Annotated in this window: 16 protein-coding genes; 14 read left to right on the top strand and 2 right to left on the bottom strand. The window is 41.7% G+C overall.

Features of this window, described 5'->3' with window-relative positions; genetic code table 11:
* Positions 1-107: 107 nt before the first annotated feature.
* Together VKA52_RS14970 and VKA52_RS14965 are read left to right on the top strand one after the other, a co-directional pair.
* On the top strand, positions 108-1,175 hold the full coding sequence (locus tag VKA52_RS14970) for a M42 family metallopeptidase (RefSeq protein WP_326316257.1): 1,068 nt from the start codon (positions 108-110) through the stop codon (positions 1,173-1,175).
* 147 nt (positions 1,176-1,322) lie between these two features.
* The gene (locus tag VKA52_RS14965; RefSeq protein ID WP_160916351.1) at positions 1,323-1,823 is read left to right on the top strand and encodes a DUF84 family protein; all 501 of its coding nucleotides are present in this window, start codon (positions 1,323-1,325) and stop codon (positions 1,821-1,823) included.
* 605 nt (positions 1,824-2,428) lie between these two features.
* Here the strand turns inward: VKA52_RS14965 and VKA52_RS14960 are convergent.
* Both VKA52_RS14960 and VKA52_RS14955 read right to left on the bottom strand, forming a co-directional pair.
* The gene (locus tag VKA52_RS14960) at positions 2,429-2,869 is read right to left on the bottom strand and encodes a YtoQ family protein (RefSeq protein WP_326316256.1); all 441 of its coding nucleotides are present in this window, start codon (positions 2,867-2,869) and stop codon (positions 2,429-2,431) included.
* Between the two features lie 91 nt (positions 2,870-2,960).
* Positions 2,961-5,078, bottom strand: a complete 2,118-nt coding sequence (locus tag VKA52_RS14955) for a methyl-accepting chemotaxis protein (RefSeq protein WP_326316255.1) — start codon at positions 5,076-5,078, stop codon at positions 2,961-2,963.
* A 191-nt stretch (positions 5,079-5,269) separates the two neighbouring features.
* Here VKA52_RS14955 and VKA52_RS14950 point away from each other — a divergent pair, with 191 nt between their 5' ends.
* From VKA52_RS14950 to ccpA, 12 genes are all read left to right on the top strand, one after another.
* Positions 5,270-6,298, top strand: coding sequence for a PTS transporter subunit IIC (locus VKA52_RS14950; protein ID WP_326316254.1), 1,029 nt, complete (start codon positions 5,270-5,272; stop codon positions 6,296-6,298).
* 34 nt (positions 6,299-6,332) lie between these two features.
* Positions 6,333-6,650, top strand: a complete 318-nt coding sequence (locus VKA52_RS14945; RefSeq protein WP_160916315.1) for a thioredoxin family protein — start codon at positions 6,333-6,335, stop codon at positions 6,648-6,650.
* Between the two features lie 371 nt (positions 6,651-7,021).
* Positions 7,022-7,840: a DUF1444 domain-containing protein gene (locus VKA52_RS14940; RefSeq protein ID WP_160916313.1), complete on the top strand. Its 819-nt coding sequence runs from the start codon at positions 7,022-7,024 to the stop codon at positions 7,838-7,840.
* A 3-nt stretch (positions 7,841-7,843) separates the two neighbouring features.
* Complete coding sequence (ytpR, locus tag VKA52_RS14935; protein ID WP_160916311.1) at positions 7,844-8,449, top strand: YtpR family tRNA-binding protein; 606 nt, start codon at positions 7,844-7,846, stop codon at positions 8,447-8,449.
* A gap of 177 nt (positions 8,450-8,626) precedes the next feature.
* Positions 8,627-11,647, top strand: coding sequence for a DNA translocase FtsK (locus tag VKA52_RS14930; RefSeq protein WP_326316253.1), 3,021 nt, complete (start codon positions 8,627-8,629; stop codon positions 11,645-11,647).
* Positions 11,648-11,753: 106 nt separating this feature from the next.
* Positions 11,754-12,869, top strand: a complete 1,116-nt coding sequence (locus VKA52_RS14925) for a nicotinate phosphoribosyltransferase (protein WP_160916309.1) — start codon at positions 11,754-11,756, stop codon at positions 12,867-12,869.
* Positions 12,870-13,067: 198 nt separating this feature from the next.
* Entirely contained in the window at positions 13,068-14,363 is a 1,296-nt protein-coding gene (gene murC, locus VKA52_RS14920) for a UDP-N-acetylmuramate--L-alanine ligase (RefSeq protein ID WP_160916307.1), read from the top strand.
* Positions 14,364-14,762: 399 nt separating this feature from the next.
* Positions 14,763-15,182: a DUF948 domain-containing protein gene (locus tag VKA52_RS14915; protein WP_089650496.1), complete on the top strand. Its 420-nt coding sequence runs from the start codon at positions 14,763-14,765 to the stop codon at positions 15,180-15,182.
* Between the two features lie 14 nt (positions 15,183-15,196).
* On the top strand, positions 15,197-15,619 hold the full coding sequence (locus VKA52_RS14910; protein WP_160916305.1) for a YtxH domain-containing protein: 423 nt from the start codon (positions 15,197-15,199) through the stop codon (positions 15,617-15,619).
* Between the two features lie 62 nt (positions 15,620-15,681).
* A complete protein-coding gene (gene ytxJ / locus VKA52_RS14905; protein WP_160916303.1) occupies positions 15,682-15,999 on the top strand; it encodes a bacillithiol system redox-active protein YtxJ in 318 nt (105 codons plus the stop codon).
* Positions 16,000-16,203: 204 nt separating this feature from the next.
* Positions 16,204-17,262 (top strand): bifunctional 3-deoxy-7-phosphoheptulonate synthase/chorismate mutase, encoded by a 1,059-nt coding sequence (locus VKA52_RS14900; RefSeq protein ID WP_160916301.1) that lies wholly within the window; start codon positions 16,204-16,206, stop codon positions 17,260-17,262.
* A 309-nt stretch (positions 17,263-17,571) separates the two neighbouring features.
* The gene (ccpA, locus tag VKA52_RS14895; RefSeq protein WP_160916299.1) at positions 17,572-18,570 is read left to right on the top strand and encodes a catabolite control protein A; all 999 of its coding nucleotides are present in this window, start codon (positions 17,572-17,574) and stop codon (positions 18,568-18,570) included.
* The last annotated feature ends 19 nt before the right edge of the window (positions 18,571-18,589 follow it).

Genomic DNA, 18,589 nt, shown 5'->3' with positions numbered 1-18,589 from the left:
ATATTCCCGATAAAAGGAAATCAAAACTTATAAACATGGCTGATTTGTAGAAACGTTTTCAAAATTCCGTTAAACTATGGAAAGAAGGAAAAAAAGGAGATGTACATATGAATCAAGAAACGAAAAGTCTTTTTAAAACATTGACAGAACTCCCGGGCGCACCTGGGAATGAACATCTTGTCCGACAGTTTATGAGACAGGAACTTGAAAAGTACTCGGATGAGATTGTACAAGACCGTCTGGGCGGCGTTTTCGGGTTGAAGAATGGTAAAGGCCCTACTGTCATGGTGGCAGGTCATATGGATGAAGTAGGTTTCATGGTTACACAGATTACGGATAATGGTATGCTCCGCTTCCAAACCCTTGGCGGGTGGTGGAATCAGGTTATGCTTGCACAGCGTGTTCAGGTCATGACAGAAAAAGGTCCTGTAGTAGGAGTGATTGGATCGATCCCTCCACATAACTTGACACCAGAACAACGGAAAAAGCCGATGGAAATTAAGAATATGCTTATTGACATCGGTGCAGATGACAAAGACGATGCTAAGAAAATCGGGATAAAACCAGGGCAGCCGATCGTACCGATTTGTCCTTTCACTCCAATGGCTAATGAAAAGAAAGTTCTCGCTAAAGCTTGGGATAACCGTTATGGTTGCGGTCTTTCCATCGAGCTTTTAAAAGAGCTGCAAGGAGAAAAGGTTCCAAACAAGCTGTACTCAGGTGCTACGGTTCAAGAAGAAGTAGGATTGCGAGGGGCACAGGTTGCTGCTAACATGATCGAGCCAGACATTTTTTATGCGTTAGATGCATCACCTGCCAATGATATGAGCGGGGATAAAAAAGAGTTCGGTCAGTTAGGTAAAGGAGCTCTCCTGAGAATTCTAGATCGTTCGATGGTTACACACAGAGGGATTCGTGAATTCATTCTGGATACTGCTGAAACCCATGATATTCCTTATCAGTATTTTGTTTCTCAAGGAGGAACAGATGCAGGGAGAGTTCATATGGCAAACGATGGTGTTCCATCCGCAGTAGTTGGTGTATGTTCCCGTTATATTCATACCTCTTCATCCATTATTCATGTGGATGACTATGCGGCAGCCAAAGAACTTTTAATCAAACTTGTAAAAACAACAGATCAGAGTACCGTAGACCAAATCAGAAGAAATGTGTAAAGGAAATGGAAGTCCCCTCAGCTGATTTCAGAGGGCGTGACTTTATGCTAAAATTGGTGAACAGGTCCCATTGATCTTGTATGAAGTCCTCATTCAAGAGAGATAATGGCAATAAACGGCTAGAGAAGGAGAAAGGTGCTCGCAATGCTGAAAATTTATGTGGGATCCCAAAACCCTACGAAAATTGAATCCGTAAAAAGTGTTTTCCCTAATATGGAAGTCATTGGAATGGAAGTAGAATCGAAAGTTGCAGCCCAACCCTTTTCTGATGAAGAGACATTAGAAGGGGCAATTAACCGCGCGAGGGAATGTGCATCTCAAAATAAAGCCCATATAGGAATTGGACTTGAGGGTGGAGTCATGGAGATAGAAGATGACCTTTACTTGTGTAATTGGGGAGCATTAGTAGACAGTAAAGAAAACGTCTATACTGCGAGTGGTGCTCGCATTCTCCTTCCTGATGAAATAAAAGCAGGGTTGGAAAAGGGGAAAGAGCTAGGGGAAGTCATGGATGAATTTACGGATAAACATGATGTAAGAAAAAATGAAGGGGCCATCGGAGTTTTTACGAATGGCGCCATTCACAGGGAAGAAATGTTCACCCATGTAGTGAAGTTGCTAAAAGGGCAGTGGACCTATGATCAATAAGAAAAGGATGCATCTATTTTAGATGCATCCTTTTCCTTATGTCCAAGAGTTTATTGCTTATAAGCTCCCTTTAGTGGAAGACTCAGTTTCGAGACTTTTGTGTGATTCTAGGGCTTCGGGAAAAGGTTCGCTTTCCATGGCGTGGGCGGTGAGCCTCCTCATGCTACGCCTTCCGGGGTCTCACCGTTTCCCTCCGCCCCTTTATCTTATAAGTGTCTCGAAACCACTTCTAAAATGGTCAGCTTAAATTCATTAGTAAGGTTTCAATTCTCCTACCCAAGGCGGGCATATAGTGTGTTATATCAAGCAATTGAGTATGCTAAACGTCAATGAAATAGAGTTTTATATCATTCGCTTCTCATAACCATAAGAGCGGATTTTTTAAGAGTGGTTTCGAGTATCTTCTTTGGTAAGTGGGCGGAGGGGAATGGCGAGACTCCTGCGGGAAAAAAGTGCTTGGTGAGACCCCACAGGACGCAGTCCGAGGAGGCTCACCGCGCTCCCGCGGAAAGCGAGCTATTCCCCGTAGCCCCCTCCACTCAATAAAAGTCTCGAAACTGCGTCTTACACAATCCTGCCATATACTTTAATAACTTATTTAAGGTTTATTCATATAAGTAGGTAAGAACGTCAAGGGCCTGGTCTAATGTCTCGACGGTTACATCAGCTTGGTTGGATAATTCTTTGAGTGGATGAACAAGAGATTCAGGTCTTACTAAAATCAAAGGTTTTCCAGCCTGTAGGGCTGCACCTGCATCCATCGCTGTATTCCACTGTTTGTAGGACTCTCCGAAATAAGCAATAACAGCATCAGATTTTTGGAGTAAAACACGTGTTCTGAAATTATTTACACTGGAGGCAGCCTCATCACGATACACCTTATTTGGCTGTTCACCTAAAATCTTCTCCCCGATATCATCAGAAAGTGCATGATTCTCTTGTGGACTTACAAAGCGGATAGGTAACTTTTCCTTTTCTGCTTTCTTTCTTATTTCGTTTCGCCAATCATCATGAATTTGACCTGCTAGATAAATAGTTAATTCCATTGCTCATCCTCCTTGAAATTCCCTTTTCTTTAGTATGGAAGATGTAAAAAAAGAAGTCTAGTAAACGAGCTTTTGCTGGACTTCTTTTTAGTTATGATGAGAGCCTTTCCTCTTCATGGGCTGGCTCTACCTTCTTGTTCGGTTGTTCTTCGATGCTGCTGGTTTCCAATTGGAATTCGGCTTCTTCGAAAGTTTCATCAGCGTCTAATTCTTCCAAATGATCACTTGGATTTTCATTGATGTTGAACTGGCTGATTTCAGCGGATAGTTCCTGGGAAAGTCCCTGAAGGTCAGTAGCTGAATGGTGAACTTTTTCAATTGATAGTAATTGGTTTTCACTGGAGGCCGCAACCTCCTCTGCTGTAGCTACAGCTTCTTCCGATATTACACTAATGCTCTGCAACCTTTCTTTCACTTCCTCATTTACACGATCCACACCTTCAACCGCTTCATTTACTTCCCGTATTTGTTCATTCATCGATTGTACATAAGAGGCGATCCGTTCGAAAGCATCTTTGGTTTGAGTGACAGCTTTATCCTGTGAAGACTGAAAGTGTTTAAACTTCTCTGCTTCATTAGAAAGAGTGGTCATTTGGGTGGACATGGTTGTAACCATGTTTTGAATGCTTCCTGCTTCCTGTTTCGACCGTTCTGCTAATTTTCTAACTTCATCGGCAACGACGGCAAATCCCTTTCCTGACTCACCAGCCCTCGCTGATTCGATAGCGGCATTTAAGGCTAAGAGGTTTGTACTATCTGCTATTCCTTCAATCGTTGTGACCACTTTATTTACTTCTTCAGATTTTTTTGAAGCGTTCTGCACTTCTTCAGTCATATGGGAAGCAAGGTCGATAAAGTCTCTGGAAGTCTTTTCTAAATCAGCGACCGTTTGTAAGCCGGCATGTCCTTCCGATTCAGCTTCCATCAGTTTGGATTGAATCGTTCCAGAAGCTTTCTTTGTATCGTTGATAGCTTCTGAGACTTGCTGGATGAATTGGTGAGTTTCATCAATTTTTTGAGCTTGATCCTGCGATCCAGCTGCTACTTGACTAATTGCTTCATTTACTTCTTCTGCTTGATTTGTCGTTTGATCTGAAATGGAAGCGAGATTCTCAGATGAAGTATTAAGGACACCCGTAGCTTGAAGGACTTTCCGTACAGATTGTTCCATTCTCTCGGCCATCTGGTTAAATTGCATACCCAGTTCAGCCATCTCATCTTTGGAAGTCAAATCTACACGATGAGACAAATCGCCTTCACCAATAAGCGTGGCACTTTCCTTGAGGCTGTTTATGGATTTTTTAATGGACCGAATTAAGAAGAAACCCGTAGTTAAGATCACGATTAAAATAAGTCCGCCGATTATTGCAAGTAATGTTGTTAACCATTGTTGTCGCTGTTTCTGATCGTTAATCATGGATGCGTTTAATTCACTTGCGGTTGACATAACAGCATCCACTTGACTGGAGATATCTGCCGCAATCCCTTCAAAGGAGGTGCGGATGGCGCTGGCTTGTGTGAATGTATTATCCATGGAGTTGATGGTCTGTTCATATTTCAATAGGTTCCGGCTTAAAGTGGAAGACTGGTCAGCATCCAGACCCATTGTCTTAATTGTATCTTTAAAATTTTGAGAACTGGTTTTGAATGCAGATAATTGCTCGGAGTTCGGTTCATTAATGTAATTTCGTTCGCTTACTTTCATCGCAAGCAAGGAATTCTTCAATGGTTCACTGTTCACATATTCAATAACATCGTTGAAATTTTCATAAGATGTCTGAATGTGTTTATGTAGTCCTTCATTCTCAGTAAATCCGACTAGTTTATACATATTAACTAAAGGACCTAATTCTTCTTGATATTGAACAGCTTTCTTAGTAATTTCCGTGAATTGACTGTTGATACGGGGATAATTTTTATACTCGTTGGAAAAGTTAGTCGCTGTTTCTTTTACGGATTGGATAGCGGCTGCTGTCTCCTCCCCTTGCTCAGCACTTGGGTTATTGAAAAACTTTTGTTGCTCAATTAAGGTTTTAGACATTAGATAATTGATTTTCTGGCTGTCCGCAAGTGACTGTTGAACCTCTTTCGTTCGTTGTGCCATCTCTTTTTGTTCCTGAAAGAAATATGTAGAAAAAACAAAGATGGTAACAATACCAATCACTGCTACGATCAACAGAAAACGCATTCGGCCTCTAATCGACTTCATTCGACCCCTCCTTTTAAAATTTCACAAATTTCTTTATATACTGATTAATTATAGATCTTTTTATCTAGTAAAACAATAGGGGTGATGAGTAGCATAAGGGGTCTTTTTACTTATATTGATACGTGAGAAGTGTATTTACACCTGTTTGAAATGGGTGTATGATAGTTTTGTTCACTTCAGGAGGTTGAGAAATGCTTACATTCTTAAAAAGAAAAGGAGTCCAATTGTCCTTTCAGGCTTATTTTGTTACCGCATTAAGCTACATGGCATTGGGTCTGTTTTCTTCATTAATTATTGGATTAATTATTAAAACAATTGGCGAACAGACAGATATAATCGTTCTATCAGAATCGTTCATTGAGATGGGTACTTTTGCAATGGACTCTAAAATATGGGGGGGAGCCATTGGAGCTGCGATTGCTTATGGGCTTAAAGCACCACCGCTTGTGATTTTTGCAGCCTTATTCAGTGGGGCCGCCGGGGCAGAACTGGGCGGCCCTGCAGGAAGTTATATAGCCGCCTTATTAGCGACTGAGTTCGGGAAAATCGTCAGTAAAGAAACTAAGATTGATATCATCCTGACTCCTTTTGTCACGATTATTGTAGGTTATTGTGTAGCAGCAGCGATAGGCGCCCCGATTGGACGTTTTATGGCAGGGATAGGGAGCATCATTAACTGGGCAACGCAGCAACAGCCATTGGTTATGGGGGCACTTGTAGCTGTACTAATGGGGATTGCCTTAACAGCACCTATATCCAGTCTGGCTATAGCTTTAATGCTCTCTTTAGATGGTGTTGCAGCAGGAGCAGCCACCGTAGGATGTGCCGCGCAGATGATCGGTTTTGCTACCATTAGTTACAGAGATAACGGATTTGGCGGGGCTCTAGCACAGGGGATTGGGACATCCATGCTACAAGTTGCGAATGTGGTGAAAAAACCTCTGATTATTCTTCCTCCAACGATAGCCGGTGCTGTCTTGGCCCCCATTGCAACCGTCTGGTTAAGCGTAGAAAACAATGCCGCAGGTTCCGGAATGGGAACGAGCGGTTTCGTAGGCCAAATTATGACTTTTGAGTCTATGGGGTTTTCATGGGACATCTTCTGGATCATCGTCAGTTTTCATTTTATAGGACCAGCCCTGATCAGTTATCTTGTGGCGCTATGGTTCCGCAGAAAAGGATGGATCAAGCCAGGCGATATGATTATTCAATACGATTAATCATGTGCTAGAATAACGTTGGAGGTGACCAGAAATGATTACACTAGAATCAGATCAACAGATGAAAGAACTTCAAAATAATGAATCTGTCATTTTCTTATTCTCTGCCGACTGGTGTCCAGATTGCAGAGTGATTGAACCATTCCTTCCAGAATTGGAGGAGAAGTATAAAACATGGAAATTCGTATATGTCGACCGGGATCAATTTATCCACATCTGTGCAGAAAACGATGTGTTCGGTATTCCTAGTTTTCTAGCTTTCAAGGATGGAGAAGAAGTCGGTCGCTTTGTCAGTAAGGACCGAAAAACAAAAGAACAAATCGAGGAATTCATTAACAAACTTGACCAATAAAAAAAGGCCGCGCCAAAGCGCGGCCTTTTTTTCATTCACTTTCCTTTCATCAATAAAGCTCCCTTTAGTGGAAGACTTGGTTTCGAGACTTTTGTTGGGTGGATAGGGGCTGCGGGGAATAGCTCGCTTTCCGCGGGAGCGCGGCGCTCCCCACAGGAAAGTGAGTAGCTTCCCAGCCACCCCTGACGCTCAAACCGGGAAACGGACCCTGGAAAGTCTCGAAACTGAGTCTTCCAGAATCCTGCCAGTTAGTTGTATAGCGTTGTACTTTTGTTATGGAGGGGGAAATGTGTATAATAGAAAACGATGTAGTTAGAAGAAACGAAAATAGTAAACAAATTCTTTCTTCCCATAATAAAGGAGGAAAAAAGATGAAAATGACAAGCATTAAGATGAAGAAAAAACTTGAAGAACGTCTAGCGAATGATCAATGGAAAACGACATTCAATAGAGATAAAGATACCTTCCGTGTCGAGTGGAGTCACTCCGGGAAAGGGATTACGATTACATTGCCGAATGTGATTTCGAAGTATGAATCGCGCGGGGAAGAAGCCATTGATGAGCTGGAAGACCATGTGAAAGAAGCTCTTCGAGTTATGAATGAAGATCATAAGCTGACAGGTAAAGAACAGCATATTTTTCCTGTTATACGAGCCGCTTCATTTCCGACGGAAACCGAGCAGGGGAAAAAGTTGGTCTATGTCGACCATACAGCAGAAACACGGATTTATTATGCTTTGGACTTAGGCAAATCTTATCAATTAATTGATGAGAGAATGCTGGAAGACGAGGGTTGGTCTTTAGACAGAATTAAGGAAGTGGCTGGATTTAATGTGCGATCTCTTCCTGTAGAGATGAAAAAAGACACCGTGTACGGAAATGACTTCTATTTCCATTCAATAAGGGATGGTTATGATGCAAGTCGTATCCTGAATGAGGCTCTTCTTGAAAAGCTCAAAGCTGAGTGTAAAGGAGAGCTAGCCATCAGCATTCCTCATCAGGATGTTATTATCTTTGCAGATGTCCAAAATTCAGAAGGATATGATATATTAGCTCAGATGGCTATGAAATTCTTTGCAGAAGGAACGGTACCTGTTACTTCCTTGTCGTTTTTATATGAGGATAAACAGCTGGAACCGATTTTCATTCTTGCTCAGAAGAAACCGAATAAGGATCGAAAGGAAGAGTAGAACATGGATGTATTTTACAATAAGCAAGGAATCGGAGATGTCCTGATTATTCCAATCAAAGATGGAGACCGTGACACATTTAAACAGGAAGCTTATGGCGATGTAGTGAAAATAACCAATAGTAAAGACGGTTCTTTGCTCGGCTATAACATTTTCAATGCCTCCAAGTATTTTAATATCGAAAGTCAGGGGAAAATGCGTTTGACCGAAGAAATGCTAGCCCCGATCAAAGACCTCTTCACGAAAAATCAGCTCGACGATGTGCTTGACTTTGATTTAAGTCCGAAGTTCGTCGTTGGATATGTGAAGGAAAAATCAGGACATGAGAATGCTGACAAATTAAGTGTTTGCCAGGTAGATGTCGGAGATGAAACGTTGCAGATTGTCTGTGGTGCTCCGAACATCGATCAGGGGCAAAAAGTCGTTGTTGCTAAAGTAGGAGCGGTGATGCCTGGTGGAATGAAAATCAAAGATGCAGAATTGAGAGGCGTTCCTTCATCGGGAATGATCTGCTCTGCAAAAGAGTTGAACCTCCCAGATGCACCAAACGAAAAAGGAATCCTCGTTCTTGACGAAGATGCTGTTATTGGGCAGTCTTTTGAAGTTTAAACAGGATAGAGATAAGCAAAGTAGCCCAGCTGCTTTGCTTTTTTTGATTCAAAAGTCATTTTTAAAGGTATTGTAAACCAACCAATGCCACAAACCTGTTAAAATAGGGATAATCCTATAAGTGATTTAAAAATTGAAAAGAGAGTGAACGTAATGTGGAAAGACTTAAGAAATAAAATGAAAAAATGGTTGGATACAGAAGAAAAAAATGACCAGGAGACGCTACATAATATAGAGGAAAGAAATGATGTAAACGCTAAAACAAAAATGACTTACCGTTATCCGAAGCAAGGGGAATTTCGTTTTCCTGTCATTCCGGATGCGCCAGGGAAAGCTCAGAATGAAGATGAAAGTTATCAACGTCCTCGACGCAAGAAAAACGTTGAACAACAGGAACCTGTGGAGAGGATTCCCCAAAGGAAGAAAAGACCTAGAAAAGAAGAAAAAGGGGTTGAGGAGTTACCGGAAACATCATCGATCCCTTTCACGCCTACTGATGTTCCTTCTCCTATATACGGATACCAGGCACGACAACTTACCAAAGGCTTGGAAAGGTTAGAATATGCCGTAGAGGAACAACAATCACAGCCGGAATTTTTTACTGATTCCAATGATGAAAAACAATGGCAGGAATTACGGAAACGAATGAGGGCACGTGTCGATGAAGAAAACTCTAGACCAAAACCAGCTTCCGATCTGCCGAATATTTTTAATCGGGAAGAAGCGGCCACTAAAGAAACCAGCTTACCTGAGGTCACAAAGGAAGAAAGCAGAAGTGAGTACGAAGAAAATGGGGGACCGAATCAATCCAAAGAATACAAAGGGCTCACATTCGCTGATGATGAACTGGTGGAAGCAGAAGAAGACCATCACGATGAAACCCTATCTATGGAAGACGACAGTAAAGGAGAAACAGTCACAGGTGATACTTCCTTAGGAACAGAAAAGGGTAAAGAACACCAGGAGATCGAAGGCGAAAAGAGTGACCAGGAGAATCTTTCAGAGTCTCTTCAAGAGGCCATTCGAAGAGGAGAAGAAGATTCATTAGAAAGGTCAGAAGTGAGCGAGTATAAAGAAGAAGAGCATACGAGGTTGGAAGGTTCTGATGGTGAGCAAGAAACGAAGGAAATAACAACGCGTGCAGAGACAGAATATGAGGAAACACAGAGGGAACTCCCTGAATTTAATGAAAACAAAGAAGACTCTACATTTTCCATAATGGAAGAGCAGATAGAATCCGGCTTGACTATGGAACAAAACGAAGACGTAGAACGGGATGATTCAGACTCTGAAATGAGCCAGGAGGATGATCGAACAGAGTTAGAAAGCGAACATTTGAACAATGAGGACGCGGATGCTCTTACTCAGGAGGAACCTTCCCCCTTCCATAAGGAAAAAGAAAGGTTCACTAAAGAAAAAGCAGAACATAAGGTGTCCGAAATGACTCAAGAGCAGCCAGAAGAAGATGGAGACGATGCCTCGAGCCCGAATCGTCATTCCGAAGGAAAAACGGAAGTGTATCAAGAAGCAGAAGTGGAAAAACCTAATAAGGAAGAAGAACCTCTGCCTCAGGACGAAACGAAAAGTAAAGCGACTTCACATTCGTATGAGCGTTCCAAAGAGAAAGAGGGACAAAAACGCCGTGTGCCTTTCAACGTCCTTATGACTCCGCGTGATAAAAGGAATCGCGATCATGAGAAAAAACATAACATACGGCCTGAGAAGCCCGAGCCTAGAGTAGATGAATCTTCAGCTAAGGGTGTCAAAGAAGAAAAAAGAGAAAGAGTGGAGTATCAAACGCCTTTACACTTGCTTGAAGATCCCGTTCGACCGACGTCTCTCGATGATAGCTGGATAACAGAACAGATGGAACTTCTTGAAACGACCCTCCGACATTTCCATGTGCGTGCTAAGGTTGTTAACGCAATGAAGGGGCCGACAGTAACAAGATTTGAAGTGCAGCCGGAACCAGGGGTCAAGGTGAGCAAGATCACAAACCTGTCGGATGATATCAAGCTTAGTATGGCTGCGAGAGACATTAGAATTGAGGCGCCGATTCCAGGAAAACAAGCCGTGGGAATCGAAATTCCTAATAAACAATCCATGATGGTCGGTTTGCAGGAGATCTTTGAATCCGATGCTTTCCAAAAGGACGATTCTCCTCTGACTGTTGGTTTAGGTCTGGATATCGGTGGAGATTCTATTGTTACAAATCTGAAGAAAATGCCTCACGGGTTAATTGCGGGGGCGACAGGCTCAGGAAAAAGTGTATGTATCAACACTATCTTGATCAGCCTTTTATACAAAGCACACCATGAAGATGTGAAGTTTTTGCTTATCGATCCAAAAATGGTTGAACTTGCACCATATAATGACCTTCCACACCTTGTGTCCCCGGTCATTACAGATGTCAAAGCTGCTACTACAGCATTGAAGTGGGCTGTGAAAGAAATGGAAGAACGGTATGAGAAATTCGTAGAAGAAGGCGTAAGGGACGTTGAGCGTTATAATGAAAAAATGAAGAAGCAGCAGAGAGAAGCAGAGAAACTCCCTTATTTGGTCATTGTCATTGATGAACTCGCTGACTTAATGATGGTTTCCCCGCAAGATGTTGAAGATGCCATCTGCCGGATTGCACAAAAAGCACGAGCATGTGGAATTCACTTGCTCCTGGCAACGCAGCGTCCGTCTGTGGATGTTATCACCGGGTTAATCAAAGCGAATATACCGACTAGAATCGCTTTTAGTGTGTCATCACAAGTAGATTCCAGAACCATCATTGATTCAGGAGGGGCTGAGAAACTCCTTGGCAGAGGGGATATGCTGTTTGTTGAGAATGGTTCAGGCCAGCCTGTTCGTATCCAGGGAGCTTTCGTCTCTGATGATGAGATTGAAAGAGTGACCCACCATGTTAAGAAAATCGCTCCACCTCAATATCTTTTTCACCAAGAAGAATTGATGAAGCAGGTTTCAACAGAAGAAGAAACGGATGAGATCTTTGATGAAGCTGTAGACTTTGTGGTCGAGCAGAATGGTGCAAGTGCATCACTTATTCAGCGCCGATTCAAAGTAGGTTATAACCGTGCAGCCAGATTGATTGACCAGATGGAAGCTTATGGAATCATTTCTGAACAAAAAGGAAGCAAACCGAGAGACATTTTATTAACGAGGCAGCAAATCGAGGAAATGATGGAGTAAATCCATCATTTCGGCAAAAACCTTGTGCAAAACTTCTCAATTTTATATGATTAACAATGAATGAAAACGAGAGTGATCATGACCTCTATGTTTAAGGAGTTAAGCCATGAAGGAAATAGCACTGAAGTTGAATGGCGAAATCAGCCGATTAACGAATAAAACGTTTAAGTTTGATGAACGTGTAGCGGAAGGCTGGTTTTCTGCTGTTTACTTTTTAAAGACAAGAGATATTGTAGAAAATCATTTACCTGATAATAAAGTAACGATGCAATTTTTTCAAAAGGACCATGCTGTGTTGTGTGGAACCGATGAAGTCATTGCTTTGATCCATACGTTTGCCGAGCACCCAGAGAAGCTTGAGATCCATTCATTGAAAGATGGGGATAAAATCAGTCCTTATGAGACAGTGCTCACGGTGACGGGACCTTATCAGTATTTTGGATTTTTAGAAGGAATCATTGATGGGATATTAGCGAGGAGAACTTCTGTCGCCACCAATGTATATAATGTCGTCAAAGCAGCTCGTTCATCGGGTAAGCAGAAGCCGATTATTTTTATGGGTGACCGGGATGATCACTTCACCCAGCAATCAGGTGATGGTTATTCTGCTTTTATCGGCGGTTCTACGGCACAAGCGACACACGCGATGAATGAATGGTGGGGGAAAGAGGGAATGGGAACCATGCCTCATGCCCTGATCCAGATGTTCAAAGGGGATGTAGTAGCGGCAACGAAAGCCTATCATCAACAATTTCCAAACGATCAGCTGATGGCCCTTGTGGATTACAACAATGATGTCATTACTGATTCATTAAAGGTAGCTCGAGAATTTGGTGATGAATTGAAGGGTGTCCGCTTAGATACTTCCCGTAACCTCGTAGATAAATATTTCTTAAGAAATCAGCACCTTATGGGTACTTTTGATCCAAGAGGAGTCAATCCTGAATTGATTTTTGCCCTCAGACGTGCTTTGGATCAGGAAGGTTACAAGCATGTGAAAATTGTAGTCAGCGGTGGATTCACCAAGGAGCGGATCCGGGCGTTTGAAGAAAAGAAAGTACCAGTTGACATGTATGGTGTCGGAGGTAGTTTATTGAAAATCGGAATCGGTTTTACAGGTGATAATGTATTGATCGATGGTGAACCAGAAGCCAAGGAAGGTAGAAGGTACAAGCATAATCCACGCTTGGAATATGTTGAATATACTGGAGCAGAAGAATGATCGCTTGAGAAAGGCACGGACAGCGTTTGTTTGTGCCTTTTGATTGGGTCATATTTACTTTTTCTGTCGTCCATTCCGTGATATGATTGGGTAATGCAGATGCGTGGTTATCGAAGCGTGCAACTTTAAATCGCATATCCATGAAGATTACATATACTATACTTAAAGTGACCCACTTTATTTTGGAGGTTCTTGTTTATGACAACTTACCATTTCATTGGTATCAAAGGAACAGGAATGAGTTCGCTTGCCCAGATTCTTCATGATTCTGGTGAGAAGGTTCAAGGATCAGATGTTGAAAAACGTTTTTTTACTCAAGAAGTTTTAGAATCTAAGAATATAGAAATTCTTCCTTTTTCAAAGGAAAACATTCAAGAAGGATTGACGATTATTGCTGGGAATGCTTTCAGTGATGATCACGAGGAAATTCAAGAAGCAAAAGAACTGGGACTGCCGTTTTATCGTTATCATGAATTTTTAGGGGAGTGGCTGCAAAACTATACAAGTATTGCAGTAACTGGCGCTCATGGTAAGACCTCAACAACAGGATTATTGGCACATGTCCTATCTGAAAATTATCCGACTTCTTATCTTATTGGAGATGGTACAGGTAAGGGGCACGAAAACAGTCAATACTTTGCTTTTGAGGCGTGTGAATATCGACGTCATTTCCTTTCCTATAAACCGGATTACGCGATCATGACGAATATTGATTTCGATCATCCTGACTATTTCAGTAGTGTGGATGATGTATTCCAGGCTTTTCAGGAAATGGCGAAACAAGTGAAAAAAGGAATCATTGCTTGTGGAGATGATGAGCATCTCCAACATATTCAAGCCAATGTACCGGTCCTCTATTATGGACTGGCAGATACAAATGATTTCCAAGCTCAGAACATAACCGAAACATCAGAAGGAACTTCATTCGATGTTTTCGTCAGAAACAACTATTATGATACCTTTACCATTCCGCAGTATGGTAACCATACCGTATTGAATGCGTTAAGTGTCATAGCATTATGTCACTATGAAAATATGCAGTCAGAGGAAATAAAAAAGCTTGCTACATTCAAGGGTGTTAAACGACGGTTTACAGAAAAACAGTGGCATGACCAGATTTTAGTAGACGATTATGCCCACCATCCAATCGAAATTAATGCTACGATTGAAACGGCTCGGAAGAAATATAAAGATCGTCCCGTAGTCGCGATTTTTCAGCCTCATACGTTCACGAGAACCAAAACGTTCCTAAATGAATTTGCAGAAAGTCTGAACGAAGCAGATGAAGTTTATCTTTGCGATATCTTCGGATCTGCCAGAGAAAATGAGGGTAAATTGACTATCAATCATTTGCAGGAGTTGATTCCTGACTCCCGCGTTTTACAACTGGAAGAAGTCGATCAACTTTCAGCGCATGAAAATGGTGTGTTATTGTTCATGGGAGCAGGCGATATTCAAAAATTCCAAGAGGCTTATGAGAAGCAGAACGACTAAATTAGCATGCGGCTTTAAATATAGCCGCATGTTTTTCTTTTTTGTGCGCAATTTCAAGCTGCTGAGGATTTAATTTGCCGGAATCAGGTATCTTTTATGTGGTCAAGCCGCTTCGCTGCCCAGGCAAGTCTCGATCCTTGCCAACCACCCCCATTTGTAATAGAGGTGAAACGAACCCTATACTCAAATGGATGGTTTCTCTACCTCTAAGTAGGATCAAACTTTTATCGCAGGATAATAGCAAAAAGGAACTTTTTCGAACAAAATATCCGATTAATGAAGGAATTTCCGGATACAATAGCGAATAAGTCCATTTATAGTAGCCACTACGTTTAGAAATGTCTAATTAGGGTATAAATTAAACTATGTGGATTACATAAGAAGGAGTGTGCAGGGGGAATGATTATTATTCTGTACATTGCTGCACTAATTGCAGCAGTGGCTTTTGCTGTTCTTGTCATCTTTTTGGCGAGGACTCTGACGGCTGTGCGCCGTACAATGAACAACGTTGCTGACACACTTGAAGGTGTGGAAAAGCAAATGGAAGGAATCACCTTAGAGACAACCGAGCTCTTGAATAAAACCAATAAATTGGCTGAAGATGTAGGAGAAAAGTCACAAAAGTTGAATACTTTAGTAGACGGGGTCAAGGGAATTGGTGACACAGTTCAAGAGTTCAATCAGTCTATTCGATCTGTATCCAAAGGGCTAACCCAGTCAGCTCATGAAAACACGGATACAGCAGCCCAAGCCATGAAATGGGGGCAAGTGGCCATCAATTTGTGGAAGAAAGCAAAGAAAGAAGAGACTAAATCTTAAGGAGGAATTCGTTTATGAGTCAACAAAATCAACAAAATGGTAATGGAAGAGATTTCGTACTAGGTTCTTTAATTGGTGGACTCGTAGGAGCTGCCGTAGCCCTATTGTTCGCACCAAAATCCGGTCGTGAACTTCGTGACAATATCAATAGTAGCTCCAGTGAATGGAAAGAGCGTGCTGGAGAGTGGAAAGATGTCGCTTATGAGAAAAGTGGCGTATGGAAAGATAAAGCCGTAGAGTCTTCTTCTCAACTCTCTAAAAACGTGTCAGAGAAATCCCAGCAGTTCAGTGGAGCTGTGAAAGATAAAGTGAAAAACTTCCGTTCAAGTGAAGAAGATGAAGCTGAAAAAGCAGCTCAAGAAGTGGCAGAAGCCATTGAAGAAGCTGCACAAGAGCTTGAAAAGCAACAAGATTCTACGACATCATCTAATTTATAATGAAAAGTGAGATGGAGGTTGAACAATCAACCTCCATCTTTTCTGTTGAAGGAGGAATACATGTGAAACACGAAGTGATTAAAAGTAAAGAGGAATTTATAAACATCGTAGAAATGCATCAAGAGTTTTTCTTACTAAAGCATAGTCTCACTTGCCCGATCAGTGCTGCAGCTCAAGAGCAGTTTCTCCGTTTTACTGAAGAGACATCTGTTCCATGCTTCATACTTTATGTGCAGGATTCAAGGGAACTATCCAACCATATTGCTGAATTCACTGGAGTACGTCATGAGTCACCTCAGGTCATTCAGTTTCAAGAAGGAGAAGCTGTTTGGCATGACAGTCATTCGGCCATCACAAAAGAGAGATTATTGGAAGTCTAACTTCGTCAAGGCCTGTAAAAAAGCAGGCCTTTTTTGGTTTAGGACAGTATTGTTGATAAAGGTTAGATAAACTTTTGATAAAGAATTTCATGAAAACCCTTTATAGGGGTGACAACTGTCGAAATATTAGCTATAATTGTCCCTAATTATTTAAAGTATTCATCCATTTCATAACACTAAATTCTTGGTAGGGGGACGAACATAATGAGTAATCAAAATCTTGACCAGCTGCGTAGCCAATTAGATGATGTTAATTTACAGCTTTTGAATTTAATCAATAAACGCGGTGATCTAGTAAAGGAAATCGGTCAAATCAAGGAGCAGCAAGGGATGAACCGCTTTGATCCTGTTAGGGAAAGAGCGATGCTCAATCAATTATCTCAACATAACAAAGGTCCTTTCGAGGATTCAACAATCGTTCACTTATTCAAGGAAATCTTCAAGGCAGCTTTAGAGTTGCAAGAAGATGATCACAGGAAGGCTCTGCTTGTATCACGTAAGAAAAAGCCTGAAGACACAGTAGTAGAAATCAAGGGAGAAAAAGTCGGAAATGGATCACCCTCTTTCATTATGGGGCCTTGTTCCGTAGAAAGTTATGAACAAGTATCGACAGTTGCAAAGGCTGTTAAAGACCAAGGGCTTAAACTTTTGCGCGGAGGTGCATTCAAGCCGAGAACATCTCCTTACGACTTTCAGGGACTTGGTATTGAAGGTCTAAAAATGCTCAAGCAGGCCGCTGACGAACAAGATTTAGCGGTTGTCAGTGAAATCGTAAACCCTGCAGACTTGGAAGAAGCCCTGGATTACTTGGATGTTATCCAAATCGGTGCACGTAACATGCAAAACTTTGAACTTCTTAAAGCAGCAGGTTCTGTAAATAAACCGGTCCTATTAAAAAGAGGAATGTCTGCTACAATTTCAGAGTTCATAAATGCAGCGGAATACATCATCTCGAGAGGAAACCAGGATATCATTCTTTGCGAACGAGGCATCCGCACGTATGAAAAAGCGACGAGAAACACCCTGGATATCTCTGCTGTACCTATTTTAAAACAGGAAACTCACTTGCCTGTAATGGTGGATGTCACACACTCTACCGGTCGTCGTGATCTCCTATTACCTGCGGCCAAAGCAGCTCTAGCCATCGGTGCAGATGGAGTCATGGCAGAGGTTCACCCTGATCCAGCTGTAGCCCTGTCTGATTCAGCGCAACAAATGGATATCCCTACGTTCCATGCTTTCATGGAAGAGTTAAAAAAATAAAATAAAGACCCCCATTTTACAAGTGTAATGTTTTATAGAACAAACAATGGAAGTGAAAAGTTAGGCTGGTCAGCTAGCCTAACTTTTTTTTGTTTTCAAGCTCTTCTCACGTCAGTAACTTAAATAGAGATATCAAGGGTGGGAGGTCCTTTTATCTTATTCTTTTGCAGGGAAACGGCTATCCGTTATAATAATTAGGGTATAATAATACAGAGAAAAGCTACGAATATTGCGCGGGTAAGCGATTTATCGTATGATTATCCTATTGAACAAAAATGAACGACTGGATTTGACGAAGGAGGATGCATGATGAATGTAACAATATATGATGTAGCGAGAGAGGCAAATGTATCGATGGCGACGGTTTCAAGGGTTGTGAATGGGAATCCGAATGTTAAGCCGGCGACACGTAAAAAAGTACATGACGCCATTGAAAGACTAGGGTATCGACCGAACGCGGTCGCTCGTGGATTAGCAAGTAAGAAAACGACAACTGTTGGAGTAATTATTCCTGACATCTCCAGTATTTTCTTTGCGGAACTAGCGCGGGGAATTGAAGATATCGCAACGATGTACAATTACAATATTATTCTGAGTAACTCCGATCAGAATAAAGATAAAGAGCTTCATTTAATCAATGCCATGTTAGGAAAACAAGTGGATGGCTTGATCTTCATGGGCGGAGATATTACAGAAGATCATATCCGTGAATTCAAAACTTCTTCTGTCCCTATTGCACTTGCTGCCACGGTAGATGAGACAAAAGAAACTCCATCCGTAAATATTAATTACGAAGAAGCTGCTTATGATGCAACAAAGCTGCTGCTTGAAAATAACAAACGTATTGCTTTTGTTTCTGGTCCTGAAAACACGGTCATTAATACTGAAAAAGTAGAAGGCTTTGCACGTGCTATGAAGGAAAGTGGCGAAGAACAGCCGGAAAAATGGATGGTTACAGGCGATTACTCCTATGATTCTGGCCTTGAAGCATTAGAACAGATTGTCGAGATGGACAACCAGCCAACGGCAATTTTCGTTTCTTCAGATGAGATGGCACTTGGTGTCATCCATGGTGCGCAAGACCGTGGCATTCGTGTTCCGGAGGACATAGAAGTCTTTGGTTTTGATAACACCCGCCTAGCTACGATGGTGCGTCCGACGCTTTCTACAGTCGTGCAGCCAATGTATGATATTGGTGCCGTGGCCATGCGTCTTCTTACGAAATTCATGAATAAAGAAGAAGTAGAAGAGCAGAATGTCATTTTGCCGCATAGAATTATCGAAAGAAACTCAACTCAGCAGAAATAGTACCGATATATGTACTATA

The sequence above is a fragment of the Halobacillus sp. HZG1 genome (assembly GCF_035818575.1).
Lineage (GTDB): Bacteria > Bacillota > Bacilli > Bacillales > Halobacillaceae > Halobacillus > Halobacillus litoralis.
Note: the sequence above shows the minus strand (reverse complement) of the source record. Positions and strands in the feature narration are given on the sequence as shown.

Bases quoted from the DNA above. Each gene is read 5' to 3' on its own strand.
- VKA52_RS14970 (WP_326316257.1), top strand. From the start codon at position 108: ATGAATCAAGAAACGAAAAGTCTTTTTAAAACATTGACAGAACTCCCG.
- VKA52_RS14960 (WP_326316256.1), bottom strand. From the start codon at position 2,869: ATGGAATTAACTATTTATCTAGCAGGTCAAATTCATGATGATTGGCGA.
- VKA52_RS14955 (WP_326316255.1), bottom strand. From the start codon at position 5,078: ATGAAGTCGATTAGAGGCCGAATGCGTTTTCTGTTGATCGTAGCAGTG.
- VKA52_RS14950 (WP_326316254.1), top strand. From the start codon at position 5,270: ATGCTTACATTCTTAAAAAGAAAAGGAGTCCAATTGTCCTTTCAGGCT.
- VKA52_RS14945 (WP_160916315.1), top strand. From the start codon at position 6,333: ATGATTACACTAGAATCAGATCAACAGATGAAAGAACTTCAAAATAAT.
- VKA52_RS14940 (WP_160916313.1), top strand. From the start codon at position 7,022: ATGAAAATGACAAGCATTAAGATGAAGAAAAAACTTGAAGAACGTCTA.
- ytpR (WP_160916311.1), top strand. From the start codon at position 7,844: ATGGATGTATTTTACAATAAGCAAGGAATCGGAGATGTCCTGATTATT.
- VKA52_RS14930 (WP_326316253.1), top strand. From the start codon at position 8,627: ATGAAAAAATGGTTGGATACAGAAGAAAAAAATGACCAGGAGACGCTA.
- VKA52_RS14925 (WP_160916309.1), top strand. From the start codon at position 11,754: ATGAAGGAAATAGCACTGAAGTTGAATGGCGAAATCAGCCGATTAACG.
- murC (WP_160916307.1), top strand. From the start codon at position 13,068: ATGACAACTTACCATTTCATTGGTATCAAAGGAACAGGAATGAGTTCG.
- VKA52_RS14915 (WP_089650496.1), top strand. From the start codon at position 14,763: ATGATTATTATTCTGTACATTGCTGCACTAATTGCAGCAGTGGCTTTT.
- VKA52_RS14910 (WP_160916305.1), top strand. From the start codon at position 15,197: ATGAGTCAACAAAATCAACAAAATGGTAATGGAAGAGATTTCGTACTA.
- VKA52_RS14900 (WP_160916301.1), top strand. From the start codon at position 16,204: ATGAGTAATCAAAATCTTGACCAGCTGCGTAGCCAATTAGATGATGTT.
- ccpA (WP_160916299.1), top strand. From the start codon at position 17,572: ATGAATGTAACAATATATGATGTAGCGAGAGAGGCAAATGTATCGATG.